General features: G+C 73.3%; 23 protein-coding genes. 7 read left to right on the plus strand and 16 right to left on the minus strand.

Features of this window, described 5'->3' with window-relative positions:
- Positions 1-96 precede the first annotated feature (96 nt).
- Positions 97-930, plus strand: a complete 834-nt coding sequence (locus AC3RJ9_RS01245; RefSeq protein ID WP_020624816.1) for a thermonuclease family protein — start codon at positions 97-99, stop codon at positions 928-930.
- Positions 931-941: 11 nt separating this feature from the next.
- Here the strand turns inward: AC3RJ9_RS01245 and AC3RJ9_RS01250 are convergent, their stop codons facing one another.
- Positions 942-1,625 (minus strand): response regulator, encoded by a 684-nt coding sequence (locus AC3RJ9_RS01250; RefSeq protein WP_002856693.1) that lies wholly within the window; start codon positions 1,623-1,625, stop codon positions 942-944.
- A 151-nt stretch (positions 1,626-1,776) separates the two neighbouring features.
- Here AC3RJ9_RS01250 and AC3RJ9_RS01255 point away from each other — a divergent pair, with 151 nt between their 5' ends.
- Positions 1,777-1,950 carry a hypothetical protein gene (locus tag AC3RJ9_RS01255; RefSeq protein ID WP_002856694.1) on the plus strand — a complete coding sequence of 58 codons (174 nt, stop codon included), beginning with the start codon at positions 1,777-1,779 and terminating at the stop codon, positions 1,948-1,950.
- A gap of 21 nt (positions 1,951-1,971) precedes the next feature.
- Positions 1,972-3,231: a sensor histidine kinase gene (locus AC3RJ9_RS01260; RefSeq protein ID WP_123244236.1), complete on the plus strand. Its 1,260-nt coding sequence runs from the start codon at positions 1,972-1,974 to the stop codon at positions 3,229-3,231.
- Between the two features lie 250 nt (positions 3,232-3,481).
- Here the strand turns inward: AC3RJ9_RS01260 and AC3RJ9_RS01265 are convergent, their stop codons facing one another.
- The 3 genes from AC3RJ9_RS01265 to AC3RJ9_RS01275 form a co-directional block, all read right to left on the minus strand.
- Entirely contained in the window at positions 3,482-3,967 is a 486-nt protein-coding gene (locus AC3RJ9_RS01265) for a hypothetical protein (RefSeq protein WP_020624818.1), read from the minus strand.
- Between the two features lie 90 nt (positions 3,968-4,057).
- The gene (locus AC3RJ9_RS01270) at positions 4,058-5,113 is read right to left on the minus strand and encodes a hypothetical protein (RefSeq protein ID WP_020624819.1); all 1,056 of its coding nucleotides are present in this window, start codon (positions 5,111-5,113) and stop codon (positions 4,058-4,060) included.
- Between the two features lie 56 nt (positions 5,114-5,169).
- The gene (locus AC3RJ9_RS01275; RefSeq protein ID WP_020624820.1) at positions 5,170-6,015 is read right to left on the minus strand and encodes a hydroxymethylpyrimidine/phosphomethylpyrimidine kinase; all 846 of its coding nucleotides are present in this window, start codon (positions 6,013-6,015) and stop codon (positions 5,170-5,172) included.
- A gap of 131 nt (positions 6,016-6,146) precedes the next feature.
- Between AC3RJ9_RS01275 and AC3RJ9_RS01280 the strand changes: the two genes are divergently transcribed.
- From AC3RJ9_RS01280 to AC3RJ9_RS01290, 3 genes are all read left to right on the plus strand, one after another.
- A complete protein-coding gene (locus AC3RJ9_RS01280; protein WP_044659066.1) occupies positions 6,147-6,611 on the plus strand; it encodes a DUF4126 domain-containing protein in 465 nt (154 codons plus the stop codon).
- The gene (locus AC3RJ9_RS01285) at positions 6,608-6,931 is read left to right on the plus strand and encodes a putative quinol monooxygenase (protein ID WP_010079505.1); all 324 of its coding nucleotides are present in this window, start codon (positions 6,608-6,610) and stop codon (positions 6,929-6,931) included. The genes AC3RJ9_RS01280 and AC3RJ9_RS01285 overlap by 4 nt, the downstream gene beginning before the upstream one ends.
- 99 nt (positions 6,932-7,030) lie before the next feature.
- Positions 7,031-7,666: a GNAT family N-acetyltransferase gene (locus AC3RJ9_RS01290; RefSeq protein WP_044659065.1), complete on the plus strand. Its 636-nt coding sequence runs from the start codon at positions 7,031-7,033 to the stop codon at positions 7,664-7,666.
- A gap of 10 nt (positions 7,667-7,676) precedes the next feature.
- Here AC3RJ9_RS01290 and AC3RJ9_RS01295 read toward each other — a convergent pair whose 3' ends face one another.
- Positions 7,677-8,282: a TetR/AcrR family transcriptional regulator gene (locus AC3RJ9_RS01295; protein ID WP_036384906.1), complete on the minus strand. Its 606-nt coding sequence runs from the start codon at positions 8,280-8,282 to the stop codon at positions 7,677-7,679.
- A 126-nt stretch (positions 8,283-8,408) separates the two neighbouring features.
- Between AC3RJ9_RS01295 and AC3RJ9_RS01300 the strand changes: the two genes are divergently transcribed.
- Positions 8,409-9,623 carry an acyl-CoA dehydrogenase family protein gene (locus AC3RJ9_RS01300; protein ID WP_020624825.1) on the plus strand — a complete coding sequence of 405 codons (1,215 nt, stop codon included), beginning with the start codon at positions 8,409-8,411 and terminating at the stop codon, positions 9,621-9,623.
- A 100-nt stretch (positions 9,624-9,723) separates the two neighbouring features.
- Here the strand turns inward: AC3RJ9_RS01300 and AC3RJ9_RS01305 are convergent, their stop codons facing one another.
- The 11 genes from AC3RJ9_RS01305 to AC3RJ9_RS01355 all read right to left on the minus strand — a co-directional run bounded on the left by AC3RJ9_RS01305 (position 9,724) and on the right by AC3RJ9_RS01355 (position 22,227).
- Complete coding sequence (locus tag AC3RJ9_RS01305) at positions 9,724-10,665, minus strand: endonuclease domain-containing protein (RefSeq protein WP_123244220.1); 942 nt, start codon at positions 10,663-10,665, stop codon at positions 9,724-9,726.
- 247 nt (positions 10,666-10,912) lie between these two features.
- Complete coding sequence (gene tgt / locus AC3RJ9_RS01310; protein WP_078025372.1) at positions 10,913-12,238, minus strand: tRNA guanosine(34) transglycosylase Tgt; 1,326 nt, start codon at positions 12,236-12,238, stop codon at positions 10,913-10,915.
- A gap of 179 nt (positions 12,239-12,417) precedes the next feature.
- On the minus strand, positions 12,418-12,945 hold the full coding sequence (locus AC3RJ9_RS01315; protein WP_012750724.1) for a DUF3800 domain-containing protein: 528 nt from the start codon (positions 12,943-12,945) through the stop codon (positions 12,418-12,420).
- 97 nt (positions 12,946-13,042) lie between these two features.
- Complete coding sequence (locus tag AC3RJ9_RS01320; RefSeq protein ID WP_036316098.1) at positions 13,043-13,579, minus strand: hypothetical protein; 537 nt, start codon at positions 13,577-13,579, stop codon at positions 13,043-13,045.
- Entirely contained in the window at positions 13,579-16,851 is a 3,273-nt protein-coding gene (locus AC3RJ9_RS01325; protein ID WP_206495909.1) for a type ISP restriction/modification enzyme, read from the minus strand. The genes AC3RJ9_RS01320 and AC3RJ9_RS01325 overlap by 1 nt, the downstream gene beginning before the upstream one ends.
- A 200-nt stretch (positions 16,852-17,051) precedes the next feature.
- Positions 17,052-18,011 carry an ornithine cyclodeaminase family protein gene (locus tag AC3RJ9_RS01330; protein WP_152744311.1) on the minus strand — a complete coding sequence of 320 codons (960 nt, stop codon included), beginning with the start codon at positions 18,009-18,011 and terminating at the stop codon, positions 17,052-17,054.
- A 31-nt stretch (positions 18,012-18,042) separates the two neighbouring features.
- Positions 18,043-18,837: a glutamine amidotransferase gene (locus AC3RJ9_RS01335; protein WP_100059247.1), complete on the minus strand. Its 795-nt coding sequence runs from the start codon at positions 18,835-18,837 to the stop codon at positions 18,043-18,045.
- Between the two features lie 74 nt (positions 18,838-18,911).
- Entirely contained in the window at positions 18,912-19,484 is a 573-nt protein-coding gene (locus AC3RJ9_RS01340; RefSeq protein WP_489727670.1) for a GNAT family N-acetyltransferase, read from the minus strand.
- A gap of 117 nt (positions 19,485-19,601) precedes the next feature.
- Positions 19,602-20,501, minus strand: a complete 900-nt coding sequence (locus AC3RJ9_RS01345) for a DUF6707 family protein (protein ID WP_225941407.1) — start codon at positions 20,499-20,501, stop codon at positions 19,602-19,604.
- A 2-nt stretch (positions 20,502-20,503) separates the two neighbouring features.
- Positions 20,504-21,043, minus strand: a complete 540-nt coding sequence (locus tag AC3RJ9_RS01350) for an NUDIX hydrolase family protein (protein ID WP_036316089.1) — start codon at positions 21,041-21,043, stop codon at positions 20,504-20,506.
- Positions 21,044-21,099: 56 nt separating this feature from the next.
- The gene (locus tag AC3RJ9_RS01355; RefSeq protein WP_206495907.1) at positions 21,100-22,227 is read right to left on the minus strand and encodes an NADH:flavin oxidoreductase/NADH oxidase; all 1,128 of its coding nucleotides are present in this window, start codon (positions 22,225-22,227) and stop codon (positions 21,100-21,102) included.
- Positions 22,228-22,304: the final 77 nt, after the last annotated feature.

Genomic DNA, 22,304 nt, shown 5'->3' on the forward strand with positions numbered 1-22,304 from the left:
GCCCGCCGCTCGGCGGTCCCGGGGCCCTTCGCTAGACTCGGGCTCCGGGCCGTCGTCGCGGCCCCCCGTCCCGCCGTCCACCTGCAGGAAGTCCGCATGACTCACGTCGCCGCCCGTGCCCGGGTCCCCCTGAAGGGGCTGCTGGTCTTCCTCGCCGTCGCCGCCGTCCTGCTCCTGCTGGGCATCGTCACCGTCCTCCGCGGCGTGGCCGCCGACGCCGCCCGCGTGGACATCGTCACCGTGCTGGACGGCAACACCGTGGTGGTGAACCAAGGCGGCACCGAGCGGACCGTGGTCCTCGCCGGCGTCACGAGCGCGGGCCGCAACCCGGAGGGCCTCAAGGTCGGCCCCAACCTCTGCATGGGGGAGGAGTCCTACTCCTGGCTGCGTGATCGGCTCCCGCAGGGGGCGACCGCGAGCATGACCACCTCGGACGAGGGCGCGCCCGAGGGGATGGAGAGCGCGGTCATCTCGATCGGCGGCGGCACCGTCAACGTGGCCATGGCGGAGGCCGGCATGGCCGCCCCCACGGAGGTCGCCGTCGGCAAGCGCCTGGCGGAGGAGATCGCCCAGGCCAATCAGGAGGCCGTGGGTCGCGGCGTGGGGCTCTACGACATCGAGGAGCCCTGCACGTACCAGAACCGGCTCTACGAGGCCCAGTTCGCCCTGGAGCAGATCCCGGAGGACGCGGAGGCGTCCCTGACGAAGATCGACGAGCGAGCGGTGGAGTACGCGGCCGGCCTGGACCAGGTGCGCCTGGTGCAGCAGGAGATACGGGCCCTCGACCCGGAGAACGGCACGTTCGCCGACCTCGCCTACGGGCCGGCCAAGGAGTCGCTCCTGGCCGAGGCGGACCCGGTGGTGGAGCACGGGATGCAAGTCCTGAAGGACCTCAACACGCGGCGCAACGAGATCGCGGCCCGTGGCTGACCCCGCCGCGCTCAGTCCAGGGCGAGGGTGACGAGCCCGAGCTGGGCCGCCCGGATGATCAGCTGGACGCGGTCGCGGACCTCCAGCTTGGCCATGATCCGCGTGAGGTTGGCCTTGACCGTGGACTCGGAGACGAAGAGGTTCGCGGCGATCTCCGGGTTCGACTGACCCCTGGCCAGCAGCCGCAGCACGCCCAGCTCCCGCTCGGTGAGGTCGGAGCCGTCGGGGCTGCCGGGCTGCACCGAGGTGGGGCCCACCGTCGGCCGGTCCCGCTCGATCGAGGCGAGCAGCTTGGTCGCCACGGCGGGGGAGAGCACGGACTCGCCGCGATGGACGGCCTGAATGGCGCCCAGGATGGCCGGCGGCTCCGCGTCCTTGAGGAGGTAGCCGCCCGCTCCGGCGCGCAGGGCCGGCACGAGGTAGTCCTCGGACGTGAACGTGGTGATCGCCAGGACCCGGATCGCGGGGTGGGTGTCCTTGATCCGGCGTGTGGCCTCCACCCCGTCCATCAGGGGCATCTGCATGTCCATCAGGACCACGTCCGGCTCGATGGCGGCGCACGCCTCCACGGCTTCGACGCCGTTGGCGACCACACCCACGCAGGTCATGCCGGGGGCAGAGTCGACGAGCACGCGGAGCGCGCCGCTCATGAGCGGCTGGTCGTCGGCGATCAGGATGCGCAGCTCTTCGGACACGCACGTCAGCGTAACCGGTGCTGTGGCGCATGCCACCTTGTCGGCGTCGGGGCGAGGCCGGGGTGCCCGCCGGCCGTCATCTGCGCCATGCCGCGGCGCGGCCTGTGCGCGGCGTGCACCATTTGTGACGGGCGTCATACATACTGGGGCCATGAAGACTCGCGCTCTCCTCGCTTCCGCTCTCCTTCTCGCCTCCACCCTCGTCGGCGCTCCGGCCGCCGCCGCCTCGGCGGCCTCGGCCGAGGACGACGTCGTCACGACCCTGGGCCTCGGCAAAGGCACTGCGGAGTGGACGTGCCGCCACTTCGGCATCTGGTGCGACTGACCCCGGGGCGGTCCGCCCCCGATGCCTGATTCGAGCCCATCGACCCCCTCCGTCCGGAGCGGCGCGCCCTCCCGGGCGCGCCGCTCTTCGGCGTGGCGTCAGGCGCGCAGCCTGCGGTGGCGCGCGTTCTGGGCCGCGGCGCCGCTGAGCCGCCTCTATCTCGCCTTCGGGTCGGCGTTCCTGCTCGCCTCGACCGCGTCCGACATCGGTCTGTTCGGCCCGGGCCACGGCGTCATCCCGGTCCTGGACGGGATCGCCATCGCGTCGGCGACCAGCGCCTTCCTCGCCCAGTGGTGGCGCAGCACGGTGGGCTTCGCCCTGCTCCTGCCCGGGGCCGTCGCGACCGTCGTCGGCGGTTCCGAGGTGCTCTTCGCCGTCGTCGCGCCCGTGGTCCTCGGGGCCGTCGCGGCGACCGCCCGTTCCTGGGGGTTCGTCGTCACGGCCGCCGTCCTGGCACTGACCTGGGGCGTCGCCCAGCCGTTCGCGGTGGGTCAGTCGAACGCGACGTGGTTCATCCTGCTGCTCATGTCCATGGGCCTCGGCGGCGGGCTCTTCATCCGCGAGAGCCTGACCCGGCGGGAGCGGGATCGCCGCCGGGTGTTCGAGGCGGAGGAGCGGGCCCGGCTGGCCGCCGAGGCCGAGCGTCGCTCCCTGGCCCGCGACCTGCACGACGTGGTCGCGCACAACCTCACGATCATCTCGATGCAGGCTCGGACGGCACGCTACCTCGGCGCCCCGGAGGCGGCTCAGGGCGTGCTGGACGTGGTGGGGGACTCCGCGAAGGACGCGCTGCGGGACCTGCGGCGCATGCTCTCCATCCTCCAGGAGGACGGGATCGTGGACCCGAGCGGTGAGCCGGGCGCCGCGGGGGGCGCGGACGGGGCGACGTCCGCGGATCCGGTGCTGTCCGTGGCCCAACTGGCCGAGGAGCTGCGCAGTCTCGGAATGACGGTGGAGACGGACGTCCGCTGCGACCAGAACGCGATGCCGATCTCCGTGCGCTCCACCCTGCACCGGGTGCTCCAGGAGGCCACCACGAACGTCGCCAAGCACGCCGGCGAGGGCGCGCGCGTGTGCATCGAACTCCGCGACGCGGGGCCGGACGTGGTGCTCGAGGTGGAGAACACCGTCACCGAGCGGTCCGGCCCGCCGCAGTGGAACTCCTCCGGTGTGGGCCTGAACTCCATGCGGGATCGCGTGGCCACCTTCGGCGGCACGATCGAGGCCGGGCCGGGGGGCTGGGGGTGGCGGGTGCGCGCGGTGCTCCCCAGGTCCGTCTGACGAGGCCGACGCCGTCGCAGCGGCGGACCAGACCCATGTGACCTGCATCACATCAGGGCCCGAAAGTCTGCACCTTCCGCCACTGTCGGGGGCGCCGTCGTCCCTCCTAGAGTGGGTCATGCCCCATTGAGACGGTGCACAGTGCGAATCACGAGCCGGGATACATGCCTGAGGGGATGCGGGCCCCGGACGCGGTTCCGAGAAGGACGATGGCCATCCGGCCATCGTCCTTTCTCGTTGTCGGGCGTGCTCAGGCCGGCTCGGCGGGCGACGGCTCCGGGGTGACCGTGCGGACGAGGGGACGGGCCGCCGTCCGGCCCAGGGCCATGAGCACGGCGGCCGGGAAGCCGATCACCGGGATGAGCATCGGCAGGATGCCCGCCGCGCCCTGCGTGAGCACCACCAGGCCGTAGAGCATGCCGATCAGCGCGTACGCCAGCACGTGGACCCACTGGTTGAGCACGTGCCGGAACGCCCAGTTCACGAGCAGGCACAGCGGCAGCCCCACCACCAGCCCGGCGACCCCGACCACCGTCAGCAGCGGTGTCAAGCTGCCGAAGGCCTGCAGGCCCGGGACCACGGCCAGGATCGCCACCACGGCGGCCATCACGAGGTTGGGCAGCAGCCAGGCCACGAGGAACCCGTTCAGTCCCATGCGCAGCTGCGGGCGGGGGCCGGAACGGGCCGCGCGGCGACGGGCACGGGCGGCGGACGCGACCGGGGCGGGGGTGGTCATGGCGGGAACTCTCCGGGAGGGGGATCGACGACGTCGGGCGGGTCCCCACTGTAGTGGGCCGGGCTGGACGGGCCCCGGGAGAGTTCCCGGTCAGGCGCGCCGGTCGCCGTCCACGTGGAAGGCCAGGTCCTCGACGCCGGGGAAGGACTCGATCTCCTGGAACGCGTCCCAGGCGTCGCTGTCCGCCTCGGCGTCCGCGGGCAGGGTCACCGTCAGGGCGCCGATCTCCCCGTCGATCACCTGCAGGCGCAGCTCGAGCTCGTGTCCTCCGGCGGATCCGGAGGCGAAGCGGCCGCGGACGGGCCAGACGCAGTCGTTCGGCACCGCGCGCCGGACGTCGTCGTCGGTCTGGACGACGAGCGGCACCCAGTCCGGGACCTCGCCGGCTTCACGGATGGCCTCGGCCACCGATGCGACGGTGCGCGCGTGCGGCAGCTGGGAGCGCAGCGCCTCAGCCCCGGGCAGGTCCCGGCCCTCGGCCAGCGCCGGGTCGAGCAGGGTCTCGAGCAGCACGCGCACCTCGACCGGCAGCTCGGCGGTGGCCTCCGGCTCGACCTCGTCGACCGGGTCCTCGTCCAGGCCGGCGGGTCCGGTGACGGCGAGTTCGACGGCGTCGCGGCGGGTCCGGCGGGCGTCCTCGTTGGCCAGCAGCATCGCCAGGGAGGCCGCTGCGGCCAGCGCGACGCGCGGGGCGGGGACGCCGACCCGCTGGAGCCCGCGCACCAGGGCACCGTCGATCCGGTCGTTCAGGCCGGTGGCACGCAGCGTGACCGCCGCGACCGCGCCGCCGACGGCCAGCCCGCCGAGCCCGCGCAGGGCACGCGCGGCGGGGGAGGGGGCCACCTCGCCGTCGGCGATCGCGGCGGTGTGGAGGGCGTTGGCGGTCTCGGCCGCGAGGACCGTGCCGCTGACGGCGGCCTCGAGCTCTGCGAGGGCCCGACGCTCGCGCCCTCGGCGGGCGTGCGGATCCAGCAGGGTGAGCCCGCCGACCGCGGCCGCCGCCGCCAGCCCGTAGAGCCGGCCGCCCGGGGCGAGGGCGCGCTGGCGCAGCGCGGGGAAGACGGCCTCGACGCCGTCGACGGGAACGGACGACGCCGAGTGGTGGACCTCGCCGGGGGCGGAAGGGGCGGGGGAGGGGAGCTTCATGCCCCCAGTGTGGCGCACCGCCCGGCTCAGGACGAGTCAGCGGCCCACGTGCGCGCTCAAGCGGAGCGCAGGCCGCCCTGCCACAGGGCGGCGAACGGCGTGCGGCCCTCCACCGCCTGCGCGATGCCGGCTCGCACGAACTCCTTGGCGCGGCGCGCGGCCTCGAGCGTGGTGGCACCCTTGGCCAACTCGGCGGTGACGGCGGCGGCGAGCGAGCAGCCCGCACCAGAGACGCCGGACTGGCCGATCTTCGGGGCGGAGAGCACCTCCACGGTGTCCCCGTCCACGAACACGTCCACGGCGTCCGGGCCGGGCAGGTGCATCCCGCCCTTGGCCAGGACGGCCGCGCCGGAGATCTCGTGGATGCGCCGAGCGGCCGCCGTCAGGTCCTCGACCGAGCGCACGGTCATGCCGGAGAGCTGCTCCGTCTCGAAGTGGTTCGGGGTGGTGAAGGTGGCCAGCGGCAGCAGCTCGGCCTTGAGCGCCTGGTCCGTGTCCAGGGCGTGGCCCGGCTCCTGGCCCTTGCAGATGAGCACGGGGTCCAGGACCACGTGGTCCCACTCGGCGCGGCGCAGGGCCGCGGCCGAGGTGCGGATGACCTCCGGGGAGCCCTGCATGCCCAGCTTCACGGTGCGCAGCCGCTCCGGGTAGTCGCCCTGGATGGCGTCGAGCTGCTGCTGGAGGATCTCGGTGGGCACGGGGAAGAAGCGGTGGTTCCAGTCGTCCTCCGGGTCGAAGGAGACGATGCAGGTCAGCGCCACGATGCCGAAGACGCCGAGTTCCTGGAACGTCTTGAGGTCGGCCTGGGCGCCGGCGCCGCCGGTGGCCTCGGACCCGGCGATGGTCAGGGCGAGCGCGGGGGCGGAGGCGGAGTGCTGGGGGGAGTGAGCGGTCTGGGGCATGCGCCCATGGTAGGACCGACCCCGGACGGGAAGCGCCCGACGGCCGGCGGTGTTCACCGGGGAACGAGGGTCCTCGGACCCGGAGCGTCCGCCCGGGCGCCCCGAGCGACCCGCGAAGGACGGGGACGGACGTGCTCGAGTTCCTCACCGGCACGGGCCTGGCCACCTCGGCCGGGCTCAACGCCTACATCCCCCTGCTCGCCCTGGGTCTGCTGGACCGGTTCACGGGGCTCGTCGACCTGCCCGCGGGGTGGACGTGGCTCTCCGCCGACGCCTCCCTCTGGATCCTCGGCGCCCTGCTCGCGCTCGAGCTCGTCGCGGACAAGATCCCCGGGGTGGACGCGGTCAACGACGTCGTCCAGACGGTCGTGGGAGCCGACACGGTCACGGTGGGGGCCGCCGCGCCCGTGCTCTCGGCGGCCGAGGACGTCTCGGCGGCCGGCCTCGTCGCGGCCGCGCTGTTCCTGCCGGTGCTGGTCGCCGTGCTGGTGGTCGCCGTCGTCGTGGGCCTGTGGCTGCTGGCCCGGCGGTTCCGCGCGCGGCGGACGCGAGGCCGTGCCGCGGCCGTGCCGGGTGGACCAGAATGGACGGCATGATCCTCATCAACCTGAAGTTCACCGTCCAGCCCGAGCGTGCCGACGAGTGGATGGACGCCGTCGCGAAGTACACCGCGGACGTGCGCTCCGAGCCCGGCAACCTGTTCTTCGAGTGGTACCGCCCGGTGGAAGGCGGCCCGAACGAGTACTTCCTGCTCGAGGGGTTCACGGACGAGGGTGCGCAGGCCCACGTCGCGTCCCCGCACTTCCAGGAGGGCCTGGACGCGATGCGCCCGCTGCTGGCGAGCACGCCCCAGATCATCTCCGAGCAGGTCGGTGCGGAGGGCTTCGGCCCGATGGGCGAGCTGCAGATCGACTGAGCCCGCCCCCGGCCGGAGGAGGCGACGGCGCCCGCGTCACGAGCGTGACGCAGGGCGCCGTCCCTGTATCCGGGGTCACACCCTGGCTACGGTGAGCGCATGAGCGCCGAGCAGAACAGCATCCAGACCCCCGGCTACCGCGCCGCCCACGTCCCCGCCGGCCAGGATCTCGGTCACCGCTGGTCCACCCGCGAGGCCGATCACGACGATCCGGCGGACCGCCGCGCCGTCCGCCAGATCGCCGAACTCGCCTTCGCGTCCACGGCCGAGGCCGACCTCGTCGAGGAGCTCGCCGGCGGCGCGGAGGGCTGGCTGCCCCAGTACTCCCTCGTGGCCATGACGGCCGCGATCCCCGGCACGGACCTGCAGTCGGACCCGATGGGCTACGGCACCCTGGTCCGGGCCCACATCGACGACGCCGAAGTGCTCGCCCTCGCCCCTCACGGCGTCCTGCCCGAGCATCAGGGCGAGGGCGCCGGCACCGCGCTCGTCAACGCCCTGCTGCAGAAGGCGCAGGCCGACGGCGAGGAGGTCGTGGTGGTCTACGGCTGGCCCGAGTACTACGCGAAGTTCGGCTTCCACCGGGCCTCCGAGCACGGCGTGCACGCGGCCTTCGCCCGGCAGCCCGAGGCGCTGCAGGTCCTCACGCTCCAGGACGGGGCCGAGGTGCCGGCCGGCGAGTTCCGCTACCCGCCCGCGTTCGGGGCGGAGAACGCGCAGGTCGCCGGCCGCTGAGGGCGGGGCGTCAGCCCAGGAGTCGGCGCACGGCGGCGAGCGTTCGTTCGGCCTCGGCCGGCTCGGCCGTGAGCCGCGCGATGACCTCCGCGAGGTCCGCGCGCAGGCCGGCCTCGGCGTCGTCGGCCGGGGCGTGGAGCCACGCCCGCAGGGCGCGGTTGTGGACGGCCACCACGGCCGCCGCCAGCCCGACGGCGACCCCGCCGCGCGCGGGCGTGTCCGGCAGGGCCGTGGCGAGCCAGCCGGAGAACAGCTCCGTGTAGCGGTGCGAGGTGAGCAGCTCGCGCGTGCGCAGCGACTGGGAGCCGCGCAGCAGGCGGGAGCGCGCCCGGGCCCGGTCCGGATCGGCGGTGTGATGCCGGAAGACCTGGAGGACCGCCTCCTCCAGGGCCTCCCGCACGCCGAGGGAGGTGCCGCGCAGGAAGTCGTCCAGGCGGGCGAGCAGCGCCGCGTGGTCGGCGAAGACCACCTCCTCCTTCCCGCCGAGGTGGCGGAAGAAGCTGGCCCGGCTCATGCCGGCCTGGCGGGCGAGCTGGTCGGCCGTGACGGCGTCGTAGCCCTCGCGGTCCAGCAGGTGGATCAGGGCGGTGAGGGTGTCCTCGGCGGGCGTCGTCATGCGGGCCATGGTGCCACGGGCGCGGAGAGGAGGTGAGACTGCGTCTGATTCTGTGAGATGGCGTGTCAGTCGGTGTAGGGTGATGACGGACACACCCATCTCTCCGACCCCGCCCGGGAGGCCACCATGACCGAGACCCTGCCCACCGTCGAGCCCGAGTACGACGTCGCCACGCCGCTGGACACCGACTTCTACCTCGCGCTCGCGGACGTCTCCGACGCCGAGAAGGACGTGTGGCGTCGGGCCCGCGCCTTCGCGCTCGAGCCGGACGTGCTGCCCCGGATCCGGGAGGCGTGGGACCGTCACGAGTACCCGCTCGACCTCGTGGCCCGCCTGGGCCAGGCCGACCTGCTGCGCGACGGCGTCCCCGTGGACGGGCTGCCCGAGATCTCCCGCGTGGCCGCGGGCCTGGCCATGATGGAGCTCTCGCGCCTGGACGGCTCGATCGCCACGATGACGGGCGTGCAGGGCGGTCTGGCCATGCGCTCGATCCAGCTGTGCGGCAGCGAGGAGCAGCGCGCCGAGCACCTGCCGGCCATGGCGCGCGGCGAGCTCTACGGCGCCTTCGCGCTCACGGAGCCGACCCACGGCTCCGACTCGGTCTCGCTGGAGACCCGCGCCGAGCGCGTCGACGGCGGCTGGCGGCTGCACGGGCACAAGAAGTGGATCGGCAACGGGGCCGCCGGCGGGGTGACCGTGGTGTGGGCGCGCAGCGCCGAGGACGAGAAGGTCCGCGGGTTCATCGTGCGCCAGGAGTCCGAGGGCTACACGGCCGAGGTCATCAAGGGCAAGGTCGCGCTGCGGGCCATCGACCAGGCCCACATCACCCTCGACGGCGTGTTCGTGCCCGACGCCGACGTCCTGCCCGAGGCCCGCTCCTTCAAGGACACCTCCCGCGTCCTCTTCGCCACGCGCGTGGGGGTCGCGTGGTCCGCCCTCGGGAAGGCCGTGGGCTGCTACGAGGCGGCGGTGCACTACGCGGGGCAGCGCGTCCAGTTCGGCCGACCGCTGGCCGCCGCCCAGAGCGTGCAGACCCGCCTGGCCGAGATGCTCTCCCAGCTCACCCAGGTGCAGCTGCTCGTGCTGCGTGCGACCCGGCTCGAGGACGAGGGACGGCTCACCGGGCCGATGGCGTCCATGGCCAAGTACTCGGCGACGCGCGCCGCGCGGTCCATCGCCGCGAACGCGCGCGACCTGCTCGGTGGCAACGGCATCCTCATCCAGAACGAGGTGGCCCGCCACTTCGCGGACATCGAGGCGATCCACACCTACGAGGGCACCGAGACCGTGCAGGGGCTGATCATCGGCCGCGAGATCACGGGGGTCGGCGCGTTCGTGTGAGATGACGCGAGCGGGGGCGGCGGCGTGAGCCAGAGATTTCTGCTGGTGCGCACGCCCCCCTGCCGCCGATTCGTCTGGCTCGGCGGCCGATTCGTCTGGCTCACGCAGGCAGAGGGAGCCGCAGGTGGGCGGCGAGGTCGCGCAGCAGGGCGTCGAGACCGCGCCGAGTGAAGACGCTGGCGGTCACGCGCAGCACGATCCACCCCTCGGCCTGCATCCGGCGGTCGCGCTCGATGTCACGGCGCCACTGCCGCGGGTCCGTCCGGTGATGATCGCCCTCGTACTGCACGCAGACGTGGGCCTCGCGCCACACCAGGTCCGGCCGGACGGTGGACCCGTCGCTCAGCATCAGCAGCGGATTCACCTCCGGCTCCGGCACACCCGCGTCGGCCAGCGCCAGTCGCAGGAGCGTCTCGGCCCGCGAATCCGCGCCGTCCCTGAGCAGCGGCAGGGCCGCCCGCAGGGTCCGCGTCCCTCGCCGCCCACGCACCCGGAGCACCTCCGCCTCCAGATCACGCACGGTGCACCGTGGATGGTCGCCGGGACGACGTCGGCCCGCCGGGCCGTCAGCCCGTTGCAGCAGGCTGTCCCCGGCGGCGACGACGTCGGCCAACGGCAGACCCAGCTGCGCCAGCGCCGCCCAGGTGGCGGCCGGCGTCGTGATCCGCACCCGGGCACGCACCAGCACGGGGTCCTGCGGGTGCAGTTCATGCCCGACGACGCCGCTGCGGCGCGGCGCCCCGCCCTCGGCCCGCGTGCGCGCCAGATGGATGGGGCCGCGCTCCCACTGCCGCGGCAGCCACATCCCCCAGAGGCGAGCGGCGGTGGCGTGGGTGGCCGCGGTGCCGGGGTTCGTCCGCTGGAGGGCGCGGACGGCGTCGGCCAGTGAGGGCTGACCCCCGGCGGTGTGCCGCAGCCCGTGGTGCGGGGCGTCGAATCGGGGGCCGCGCAGCTGCGAGGCCGTCAGGCCGGCCTGCAGCCCCGCGGCGACCGGGAAGACGGGGCTGGGGGCGGCGTCGTGGTGCGGAGGAGGGGCGACCATGCCGCCAGCCTCCCCTTCCACCAGCGGACCCGGCGCCGCGACCGCGAGGGCCGTGGAGGGCGAGCTGCGCCCGCGGCCCTGTGCAGGAGCCGCTGAATCGTCTGGCTCACGTCTTCCACGCGTCCGAGCGGCGCCGAGCCAGACGAATCGGTCGTGACAGCCCCCTCAGAACAGCAGAAACGTCTGGCTCGCGCCCGTCGCAGCGTGCTGGCTCCCCCCCGCAGCGTGCCGGCGCACCCAGCGCCCCTCAGCCCTTCGGGGCGTAGTACCGGCCGAGGGTCTCGGCCTTGAGCTCGGCGAGCGTGCCGTCCTGCATGGCCGCACGGATCCGGTCCACGAGCGAGACCGTGAACCGCTCGTTGTGGATGGAGAGGAGCGTGTGCGCCACCATCTCCTTCGCCTTGAACAGGTGCCGCAGGTACGCGCGGGAGTAGTGGGCGCACGTATAGCAGTCGCACTCGGGGTCCAGCGGGCCGAAGTCGCGGCGGTACTTCGCCCCGGGCAGGTTGTAGCGCCCGTCGCGGGTGTAGAACGCGCCGGTGCGGGCCACACGGGTGGGGGAGACGCAGTCGAAGGTGTCGGCGCCGTTCTCGACGGCGGTGAACAGGTCATCGGGTTCGGAGATGCCCAGCAGGTGGCGCGGCTTGTCCTCGGGCAGCTCCTGCGCGCACCAGCCCACGATGGTCCCGAGGTTCTCCTTCTCCAGGGCCCCGCCGACGCCATAGCCGTCGAAGCCGGAGGTCACGCCGTCGAGCTCCCCCGCGGCCGGGAACTCGGCCCGCATCCCCGCGAGGTCGCGGCAGGCCTTGCGGCGCAGGTCCTCGTACTGGGCCCCCTGGATCACGCCGAACAGCGCCTGGTACGGCCGCGCCGCGCGGACCCCGGTGAGGCGGGCGTGCTCGTCGAGGCAGCGCTGGGCCCAGCGGCGGGTGCGCTCGAGCGCCTCCTCCTGGTAGCCGCGGGAGTTGTGCAGGGTGGTCAGCTCGTCGAAGGCGAACATGATGTCCGCGCCGAGGTTGTGCTGGATGCCCACGGACACCTCGGGGGTGAACCGGTGTCGGTCCCCGGTGAGGTGGGACTTGAACCAGACGCCGTCGTCGTCGACGTTGGCCAGGCGCTCCTTGCCGGGGGCGACGGCGTCGTCGGCGCCCTGCCCCTCGGGCGCGCCGGGGCCCTTCATGTCGATGACCTTCTTGAATCCCGAGCCGAGGCTCATCACCTGGAAGCCGCCCGAGTCCGTGAAGGTCGGCCCGGGCCAGTTCATGAACGCGCCGAGGCCGCCGGCCTCGTCCAGGAGGTCGTCACCGGGCTGCAGGTACAGGTGATACGCGTTGGCCAGCAGCGCCTGCGCGCCGAGGTCCTTCATCGACTCCGGCAGCACCGCCTTGACCGTGGCCTGCGTGGCCACCGGGATGAACGCCGGCGTCTGGATCCGCCCGTGCGGCGTGGTGATGACGCCCGTGCGGCCCAGCGGGGCGCCGTCGTGCCCGGGGGTCTCCAGGCGGTGGGTCACCTCGAAGCCGAAGTGGTCCGGGTGCGCGGGAACGGCGGGGGGCTGCGGGGTGTCGGGCATGGGATCCAGGGTAGTGGGGGCGTCCAAGCGGGGAGGCGGGGTGGAGCGGCGTGGTCCCGAACGGGATGTCCCTGTCGGGAGTCCTCAGAGGCGAGTACACTGGACATCACGGGACGCGCTTCGGCGTCTTCCGTCCAACCGGACCCCCGCCTTCGAGCGGGGGTTTCGTGTGTCTGCGTTCAAGGGGTCCAGACGTAAGAGTGCTGACGGATCTTGTTCAGCGATCGGCCGATGGCGTTCATTCGGCGAACGGCATCGCGGTGGCGCTCAGTGACATGGCGGCGGCGCTGCTCGAAGTACGTCAGGACGTCCACGGCCTGCAGCAGGCGGCTCTGGTTCGAAGGGCCGAAGTACATCGTGTCCAACAGGTGGTCGAGTGCTCCGTCGGAGAGGCCCTGTACCGAGGCGGCTCGCATGCGTCGGTAGGTCAGACGGCTGTCATCGCGGAGGTGGTGGTCATCGGCGATCACCAGGAGGCCGTCCGCACGCAGGGACGTCCTCCGGTGCACGCGGTTCAAGAGCTGAGCGGACACCACGATGTGCGGTTTGGCGTCTTCCCATCCAGGCCGCTGACGCAGCCTGTCGACGTCGACACCCTGGAAGCCGAACCACGGGGTGTGCGCGGCGATGAGTTCGACGGCGCGTTGGCTGGCCCATGCGCGGACGCCGACGGGGGCGGCAGTCCAGTCGTCCTTGCCGTTAAACACCGCAGGCCATGGAACTCGAGCTGCTCCGGCACCGCCTGCAGGTGGTCGGCTCGGAGCTGTGCATGGAGCTGGTCCAGGTCCCTTGCCTGCCTGTCCCTCAATCAGTCGCTTCAGACTCTTTCCCACTTGTCGCTGAGAGCCGACCCTGGTGGTCGCGGGACCAGCGGTCGCCAGCGGCGTCGGTGAAGGTGAAGGCGGTCACCCGGAACCGTTCGGCGTTGGTCAGCGGCCGGGGGACCACGTCCAGTTCATCCGCCTGGACGCCGTAGCCCCACTCGTTCTTGCTCAGTTCGAAGTAGGTGCGTCCTGGAGGCAGCATGGCGGCGGTGAGATCGGGAACGGGATACTTCGACGCCACCGTGGCCCGTGCCCCGTAGACCGGGACCTGGGAGGAGTTCTCCACGGCGAGGAACCAGCGCCGCGTGGGTGGGGCGCCGAACTCGTCATTGATCCGGGCGGCGACGCACATCCACGCGGCGACCTGGCGTGCCTGTTCCTGCTTTTCGCGCAGGTCCTGCCGCTCGTCGCGGCCCTTCTCGATCTGGCGCAACCGCCACGACTCCACGGCGGACCATGCCGCGGCCAGGAGCGCCAACACGGAGACCACGAGGGCGATGACGTTCGCAGCGTCCATCAGAACATCTCCTCCTGCGCAGTGGAGAAGTCCCGCTTGATCGTCTTGGGAACCTTCCGTTCGGCCGGGGTCGGTTCCGGGAGTTCGTTCGCCGGGATCAGGTCCCCGGCGAGGATCTCGTCCAAGAGGTCTGCCTGGTCGCCACCCAGTGACACGGTCTCGGTCAGCACTCGGAGCAGATCGAGCAGCTCGTCGTTCCACTCGTCTGCCCACTCGGTGGGGCGGATACGGTCCAGCGGGGTGGCTGCCTTGCCGGCGGCGCGGCCGATGCCGGTGGCCGTCCTGGCGCCGAGCCACTTGTCCAGGATGTTCATGCCGGACACGGCGAAGGCCCTGACCTCCGGACTCACGCCGGTGACGACGCCGTCCCCCACCTTTAGCCGCTGGGTTGCAGGGTCGTAGGACACGGCCCGCGGGGAGGCAGGCAAGGCCGTCACGGGGGCTTCCCAACCCAGGCCAGGAATGCGGGGTACGCGGCCGGCGGGGCGGTCTACACCAGTGAACCGCTCCCCGTAGGTCTGCAGCCACAGCAGACGCTTACCCAGCTCCACGGCACGGGCGAACAGGGCCGGGTCGACCGTCAGCGGCACGCGGACGGGGCTGCCTTCGAGGGCTTCGTCGAACCGCTGGACGTAGGCGTCGTGGCCGGCGACGCCCATGACATAGGCGGCCAGGTCCTCCGGTGTGACCTCCTGCCTGTAGCGCTCCCCCAGCAGCGGGAGCAGCCCGCCGGTGACGTTGGGCTGAGCGGCTTCAGCGTCCCGGTAGAGGGGGATGACGTCCTTGCCGCCGTAGGAGCCGACGAAGTAGTGCTTGTCCGGCACGGCCGTGGCCACGGTCACCGCCGGCCCGCCGCTGGTGCGTGCGGTCATAGGGGAGACGAGGAAGAGCTGCCGGTCGGAAAGCGCCTGCCACAAAGCGGGGCGTTCCAGGTTGATCAATCGAGGATCGTCGAAGGTCCACTGGCGGTCAAAGGAGCGCCAGGCCACGCGGACGATCGGCCGGTGCGGGGCGTCGGTGGGCAGTTCCGCCAGTGGGGTCATGCCGTTCACGGCGGTGTGGACGGTGCGCCCAGAGTTGCCCGTCACATACTTCTCCGCGCGGGCGTCCGCGGACGGGTCGGCCAACAGCTCTCGCCACCGCCGGCGGAGGGTCTCCTGATCGGATGCCACGGGCCAGGCGCGGTTGTACATCATCCCCGGCTGCTGCCAGGGGAAGAGGTCCGCCAGGGCGGGCATGGCCGCCCAGTCCTCCCCGCCGCTGGCCGGTGCCAAGGGGTCGCCCGCCGAACCGGGCAGGCGCTCCCACAGGGCGTCGCCGGGATCCAACCGGGCCACCTCGTCCAGGGCCGCGAACTTCTCCGCGCGCGTGCCCCGGAAGCGCCGGTAGTACACCGATGCCTCCCGGGCGGCCTTGCCGGTGCGCACCAAAGTCACGATCGCGACCGGGGTCTGGATGTCGAAGACGTTCTCCTCCTGGCGGGCCCCGCGGCCCTCGCCGCCAAGGTCCATCACCCAGATCTCACTGGCCGTCCGACGGGCCAGATCGCGCAGACCCACGAAGGCCGGGCCGGTCAACCACGAGGATGCCGTGATGAAGGAGATGATCGCCTGGTCCCCGGGGTCCTGCTGGAACGCCTTCCAGATGGCCCACCGCCAGAAATACACGTACAGGTTGTACAGCGAGGCCTGGGCGGAGAAGATCACTCCCTGCTCCTGGGCGGGGCCGATCACGTCGTCGAACAGCGCGTCCTCGCCGTCCCCGTGCTCCACCCAGCCGCCGGTGCCGGAGGTCACCCGGTCATAGGGCGGGTTGCCGATGGCCACGGTGATGCGCCGGTCCCGCTTGATCTGGCGGGCCGCCTCGGCGGCCTCGGCGAGGACCCGCGCGTCGCCGAACAGTCCCGCCTCCATGCCCGCCGAGGGGTCCTCCAGGGTGTCCGTCAGGTACACGCCGATCTCCTCCGCCTGGAAGGCGTGACCCTGCGCCTCAGCGAGCCGCTGGCCGATGCGCAGGTGCGCCACCGAGTATGGGCCGGGCAGCAGCTCGAAGGCCAGCAGGTTCTTCGTGAGGTTCTTGGCCACCTGGGCCACCCCCGCCGGGCCGCGTTCCTCCCGGGCCGCTGCCTCCGCGCGGTCGATGACCGCCAGCGGGTAGGTGCCGGAGCCCGTCGCGGGGTCCAGCGTCACCACCGAGGGGGCGCCGAAGCCCAGGGTCTGACCGAAACGTTCCCGCAGCAGCGCGTCCACCACGCGCACCTGGCACTGCACCACACTGATCGGCGTGTAGTAGACACCCGCGCGGTTACGGGCGGCCGGGTCGTAGCGCTGGAGGAAGTCCTCGTAGAACCACAGCCACGGCTCACCACGGGAGTCCGTGGAGCGCTCGATGGCGGCCACGTCCATGCTGGACACCAGCCGCATGATGGCCCCGACCTCCGGGGCGATGTACTCCATGAGCGCCGGGATGCCGATGATCGGTCCGAGGGACGCCGCCAGAACATTGCGGTGGGCCGTCTCCAGGGCGTGCTTGGCCTCCTCAAGCGTCACCACGCCGTCGGCGTTCCGGTCCGCTTGGCCGGAGAGACCGGCGATGGCCATGGAGTAGGCCACCACCTGGGCGACGTCGCCGGCGAACTGGGCGTCCGTGGTTGTGTGGTGCACCGTGTGGTCCCAGGCCGCCTTCGCCTCCCGCACCGAGCGGTAGTTGTTGGACAGGCCTTCCTGGAGGCGCTCTCGAAGGAAGCGGGCCAGCGGGGCCAGGCGGTCCGCGAGCTGGCTCACTCGGGTGATCGGCCGGGGCTGGGCCAGGGTGAACTGTTCCAGGACGGTGCGCAGGCGGTCCGCGTCCCAGCCTGCGACGCCGTCGACGGGCAGGAACGCGGTGTCCACAAGGGAGCCGGAGACATAGAGGGCGATCTCGTCTCCGTTCGAGACGAGCAGCGCGTCCAGCTGGGAGAGCAGGTCCCACTGGCCCTTCTCCCGGCCGCGCCACTTCTCTCCGATGACCGTGTGGCCGGGTGCCTTGAGTTCCACCCATCCGCAGGGGCGACCGTCGATCAGGGCGGCGAAGTCCGGGCGCACGCCGTCGAGCTGGGCCTCTCGCAGCAGGCTGAGGTCCCCAATCCCGGTGACGGAGGAGAACGCGCGCAGGAACTCGGAGACCGGGACCGTCAGCTGCGCCTCCGGCTCGGCGGAGACCCCGCTCGTGGAGGCGAGCCGCACGTCACGGGCGTACGTCTCAGCGAGCTGGGCGAGGGGTGCGTCGATCATGTGTCCTGCCTTGCAGTGAAGAGGGTGGCGCGAGTCACTCTATCCAGACGGGGCGTGCTCGACTGGGCCGACACCGCGGAGGCCGGCCGCGCCCCGCTCGTGGCGAGAAATCTGGTCGGGCTCGCCGGCGCCCTCGTCCTCCTCGCCGTCAGTCGCCGGGACACGCCCTCGGTCCGCCAGCTGGACCCGGCCGCCCCGGCTCAGCCCAGCACCTCCCGCGCCACCGCGCTCGCCACCACCAGGTCCTGCCAGGGCATGCCGGTGGTGACGAACAGGGCGGGCGCGCCCTCCCGACGACGCGCGGTCCCGGCCACGAGCTCGGCCAGCGTCACCGTGTCCTCGATCCCGGCGAGGGCGCCGGAGTCGATCGCGAGGGTGACGTCGCCGGCCTCGCGGGCGGCCGAGTCCCGCGACTCCACCGCCACGGTCGCGCGGCGGGCCAGGGCGTCGTCGGTCTCGCGGGCGTCCGTGGTGTGCGAGCCCATCGCCACGACCGTCGCGTGCTCCGGCACGAGCGTCCCGTCGAACAGCGGGGCCGTCGCGGCCGTGCACGTCACCACGACGTCCGCCTCCGCCACGGCCTCCGGGCCCGCGGCGCTCGCGGTCACGCCCAGCTCCGCTTCGATGCGCGCGGCCAGGGCGGCGGCCCGGTCGGCGTCGCGGCCCACCACGGACACCCACTCCAGCCCGAACACGTCCTGGAAGGTGAGCGCGTGCTCCCACGCCTGCACGCCCGTGCCGAACACGACCAGGTGCCGGGGCGAGGCGTCCGCGAGCAGCCGCACCCCGAGCGCGGACACCGCGGAGGTGCGCAGGCCCGTCAGCTCGACGCCGTCCAGCACGGCCCGCGGTGCCTGGCCGGGGGTGCCCGGGGCGCCGAACAGCACGTAGACGCCCTGGATGACCGGCAGTCCGCGCTCCGGGTTGTCCGGCGTGAGGGTGAGCAGCTTGGTGCCGACCTCGCTCCCGCGCGTCGAGGGCATCTGCAGCAGCTGCCCGGCGGCGGTGGACACGCGGGTGCGGGGGGCGTCGGCCTCCGGGTCCAGGCCGGCGGCGAGGGCCGCCTCCAGCGCGTCGACGGCGGCGCGCGGGCTCAGGGCGGCGCGCACGGCGGGGCCGTCGATCCAGGGCAGGGAAGCGGTGGCGCGGTGCGTGTCCATGCGGCCACGCTACGGGGTGGGCCGGGCGGGCTCACCCGAACAGCGTGCGGAAGTTCGCCAGGATCCGGCGGGGGTGCTCGGGGTCGACGGCGGCCAGCCCCGCCACCGTGGGCTCGTACTCGCCCGGCGCGAAGTACCCGTGCTCGCGGTAGATCTCAAGGCGCTCGAGGATCCCGGCCTGGTCCAGCTCCGGGTGGAACTGGGTGGCGTACTGGCGGGTGCCGAGCCGGAACATCTGCACGGGGCAGTCGGCGCCCTCGGCGAGCAGCACCGCGCCGGGCGGCAGCGCGCTCATCGCCTCCTTGTGGCCGACGTACGCCGCGAACGTGCGCGGGACCCCGGCCAGCAACGGATCCGCGGCACCCTCGTCGGTGAGCGTGACCTCGACGGGCGCGGCCGATTCGCCGTACGCGTTGTCCACGACGCCGCCGGCGTGCCGGCCCAGTGTGCCGACGCCGTAGCAGCAGCCGAGGAACGGCAGGTCGCGGCGCCGGACGACGTCGAGCATCCGGCCCAGCTCCGCCTCCACGGCGCGCTGCACGGGGGACTTGGTCTCCTCGGGATCGGTGCCCGTGAACGGGCTGCCGGGCAGGATCACGGCGGCGACGTCCGCGAGCTCCGCCTCCCAGTCCAGGCCGTGCGTGGCCACGTCCGGGCGCTGCACGACGCGGTCCAGGCGCAGCACCCGCAGCCGGCCCTCCGGATAGCCGCCCAGTCGCTGGACGGCCTCGACCTCGGCGGCCGCGGCGTCGTCTTCGGGGCGCGTCTGGACGAGGAGGAACGGCCGCGGATGCGGGCTCGGGACGGCGCCGGTCGGGGTGGTCATCTCGGCAGACTAGCGGGGCATCGGGCCGGGAGGGCGTGACGGCGTCGCGGGGCGTCGTCGGGGGCGGGTCGCGGTCAGCGGTCGGCCCAGGGGCGGGCGTCGGAGGCCCACGGCAGGGGACGGACGCGTTCCTCGGGCAGCGGGTCCGCGGCCAGCCGGCCGTAGAGGTGCACGTCGAGCCGCCGCCCGCCCGCGCGGAGGCGGCCGCGCTGCGTGCCTTCGTGACGGAGCCCGGCGGCCCGGGCGACGGCCCCCGCCGTCGGGCTGTCCGCCCGGTGGGCCAGTTCGATCCGCTCGAGCCCGCCCTCGGCCAGTTCGGCGTCCGCCACGGTGGTCGCCGCACGCGACATGATCGCGTCCCCGCGCCAGCCCTGATGCAGCCAGGCGGTGAGCGCGCCAGTGCCGTGCGCCTCGTCGCGCACGACGGCGACCAGGCCGATCAGCGTGTCCGTCCCGCGCTCCACCACGGCGACGGCGTCCGTCCCCTCCGCCTGGACCAGTCCGTCGACGTAGGCGCGGGCGGAGGCCTCGTCGGTGACCTCTGCGGGATCGGCCATGCCGACGGTGCCCGCGTGGAAGGCCGCCAGGACGGCGGGCGCGTCCGTGGCGCGGAGGAGGCGGAGCTGGACGGGTGCGGAGCCGGTCATGCCGGGAGCACAGCCCCGACAGGGGCTGGAAAGTGAGGTGCGCCACACGAACCGCACCTCGGAGGGCGTGTCACCGGGGACGGGGTCGGCTCCCGACGCCCGTCTCGCGGCCGGACCTCACCGGCGCGTGGCGGCCTTCGCCTCGAGCTCGTCGGCGAGGGTGCGCAGCGTGCCGAGCTCGCGGGCGATCCGGGAATCCAGGTCCGCGTCCGTGAGCGTCTCAGACCCGCCGCGGGCGCGCAGGTACAGCAGCTGGTCGAACCGGGCGCGGCGCCACTGATACTCGGCCTCGGCGTCGCGGGCCTGCAGGGCGCGGGAGATCTCCCGGTCGTAGAGCGGCGGCTCGTTGAGCTGACGCTGGCGCACCTCAAGCACACGGGCCGCCCGGCCCGGCTCGGAGGGGACCTCGTCCGCCTCGAGCAGGCGCCGACCGAGGTTGGCGGCGGCGATGTGCTCGCCCTCCTCGCGCAGGATCAGCGACGCCAGGGACAGCGCGGCCTGGATGGACTTCCACCGCCCCACGGCCCCGTCCCACGGCAGGTTCGTCAGCAGGCCCAGGGTGGCGAGCGTGCCCTCGGTGTCCTCGTGCAGCAGGTAGAGCCGCTCGGCCATGCCGAACACGTCCTCCAGCTGGGAGCCGGAGCGCAGGTTCAACCCGTGGGAGAGCCGGGCCGCGGTGGCGGTCAGCTCGGTGTCCTCGAGGTGGCGCTTGCCGACGGCGACGATCCGCTCCTCGGGGGACCCCGCGTCCACGGGGGAGAAGGTGGTGTCCGGGACGGCCCTGCGCTCCTCCGGGCGGTCCGTGCGGACCCGGATCACGGAGCCGTGGGCGATCTTGACCTCGCGGCCGCCCTCGAGGGTGGCGATCACGAGCGCGGGGGTGCCGAAGTCGTCCCGCATCACCCGGGTCGAGGCCACGGGCGGGGCGGGCTCGCCGCGGCGGGTCAGGAAGCTGTCCCCGGGCTGCACGTCCTGGGACTTCAGATGGCGGAGGTAGCCGCCGACGACCGGTGCCATGCTCAGCGCCCCCATCCCACGTGGGCGAGGGCCTGGCGCACCAGGTCCCCGCGGCCACCGATGAACTCGGCCTGGATGTCCTCGCCGAGGGCCTCCTCGGGGGTGAGCCAGGTCAGCTCGAGCGCGTTCTGGCGCGGCTGGCACTCACCCGTCACCGGCACCACGTAGACCAGGGCCACGGCGTGCTGGCGGTCGTCCGTCAGCCCGGTCTCGGACGGTGCCGGGAAGTACTCGGCGACGGTGCAGGGGACCACCGACGGCGGCAGCTGCGGGAAGGCGAGCGGGCCGAGGTCCTTCTCCAGGTGGCGCATCAGCGCGGCGCGGATGGTCTCCCGGTACTGGACGCGGCCGGAGACGAACGTCCGCTGGAACGTGCCGGTCTCGTCCGCCACGTAGAGCAGGCCGATCTCGGTGACGTAGCCGAGGGAGTCCAGCCGCACCGGGATGGCCTCCACATACACCATGGGCAGCCGGCGCCGGGCCTCGTAGAGGTCCTCGTCGGACAGCCAGCCCGGATTCGGGTCGGGGGTGCGCACGCTCATGGTTCTGTTCTACCGGAGTTCCGCGCCGGGGGCACACCGGGTCCCGCGTGTTCCGCTCACCACTTGGCTCGGAAGTACTGCCGGGCCATCGGCACCTGCTCCGAGGGGACGTCGAGGGCGAGGGCGGCCGCGGTCGGCCAGTTCGGGTTCGCCAGGGCGGCGCGGCCCACGCAGACGGCGTCGGCGCGGTCCTCGTCCACCACGGCCGCGACCTCCTCGGCGCCGGTCAGCGAACCGACGGCGGACACCACGATCCCCTCGGTGCCCTCCTTCACGGCGGTGGCCAGCGGCACCTGATAGCCCGGGCCCTGGGGGCCCTCGTAGGTGTCCCCGATGCCCGCGGAGGACAGGTCGAACCAGTGCACCTGCCCCTGCAGCTCCTGCGCCAGGCGGACGGTCTCCTCGATGCTCCAGCCGCCCTCGACCCAGTCCGAGCCGGAGATGCGGATGCCGAGGACCTTGTCCGCGGGCCACACCTCGCGCACGGCCGCCACGACCTCCTTGAGGAAGCGGGTGCGGCCCTCGAAGTCCCCGCCGTACTCGTCGGTCCGGGTGTTGGTCAGCGGCGAGAGGAACTGGTGGATGAGGTAGCCGTGGGCGGCGTGCAGCTGCACGGCGCCGAAGCCGGCACGGTCGGCGCGCTCGGCGGCGTCGGCGAAGGCCTGGACGGTCTCCCGGATCTCGTCCACCCGCATCGCGTGGGTGCGGATCTCCATGGAGCTGGTGGCCACGCCGGAGGGGGAGAGGGTCTCCCAGGAGTCGGGGCCCTCGAGGATCGGCTGCCCGGCGGGCGCGCCCGGGTGCATGGGGACGGTCGAGGCCTTGGCGCCGGCGTGACCGAGCTGGATGGCGGGCAGGGCGCCCTGGGAGGCGATGAACTCGGCGATCGGCGCCCACGCGTCCCGCTGCTCGTCGTTCCACAGGCCGGTGTCCCACGCGGAGATGCGTCCCTCGGGGGTGACGGCGGTGGCCTCGGCCACCACGATCCCGAAGCCGCCGGCCGCGCGGGCGCCCAGGTGCTGGAAGTGCCAGCCGTGGGGGACGCCGTCGCGCGCCTCGCACGAGTACTGGCACATCGGCGGCAGGATCAGGCGGTTGCGCACGCGCACGCCGTTGATCTCGATCGGTTCGAAGATCGCGGGCACGGCGGGGGCGTCGGTCTGCGGGGTGGCGGTCTGAGTCATGCACCCCACCCTACGAGCGGGTCCGGACACGGGAGGGCTCGCGTCCGCCGCGGGCGGAAGGGCGGGCCGGCCCGTGC

The organism is Micrococcus sp. 63XJN7_6_ISO-PGPR-S23-444 (assembly GCF_058072765.1).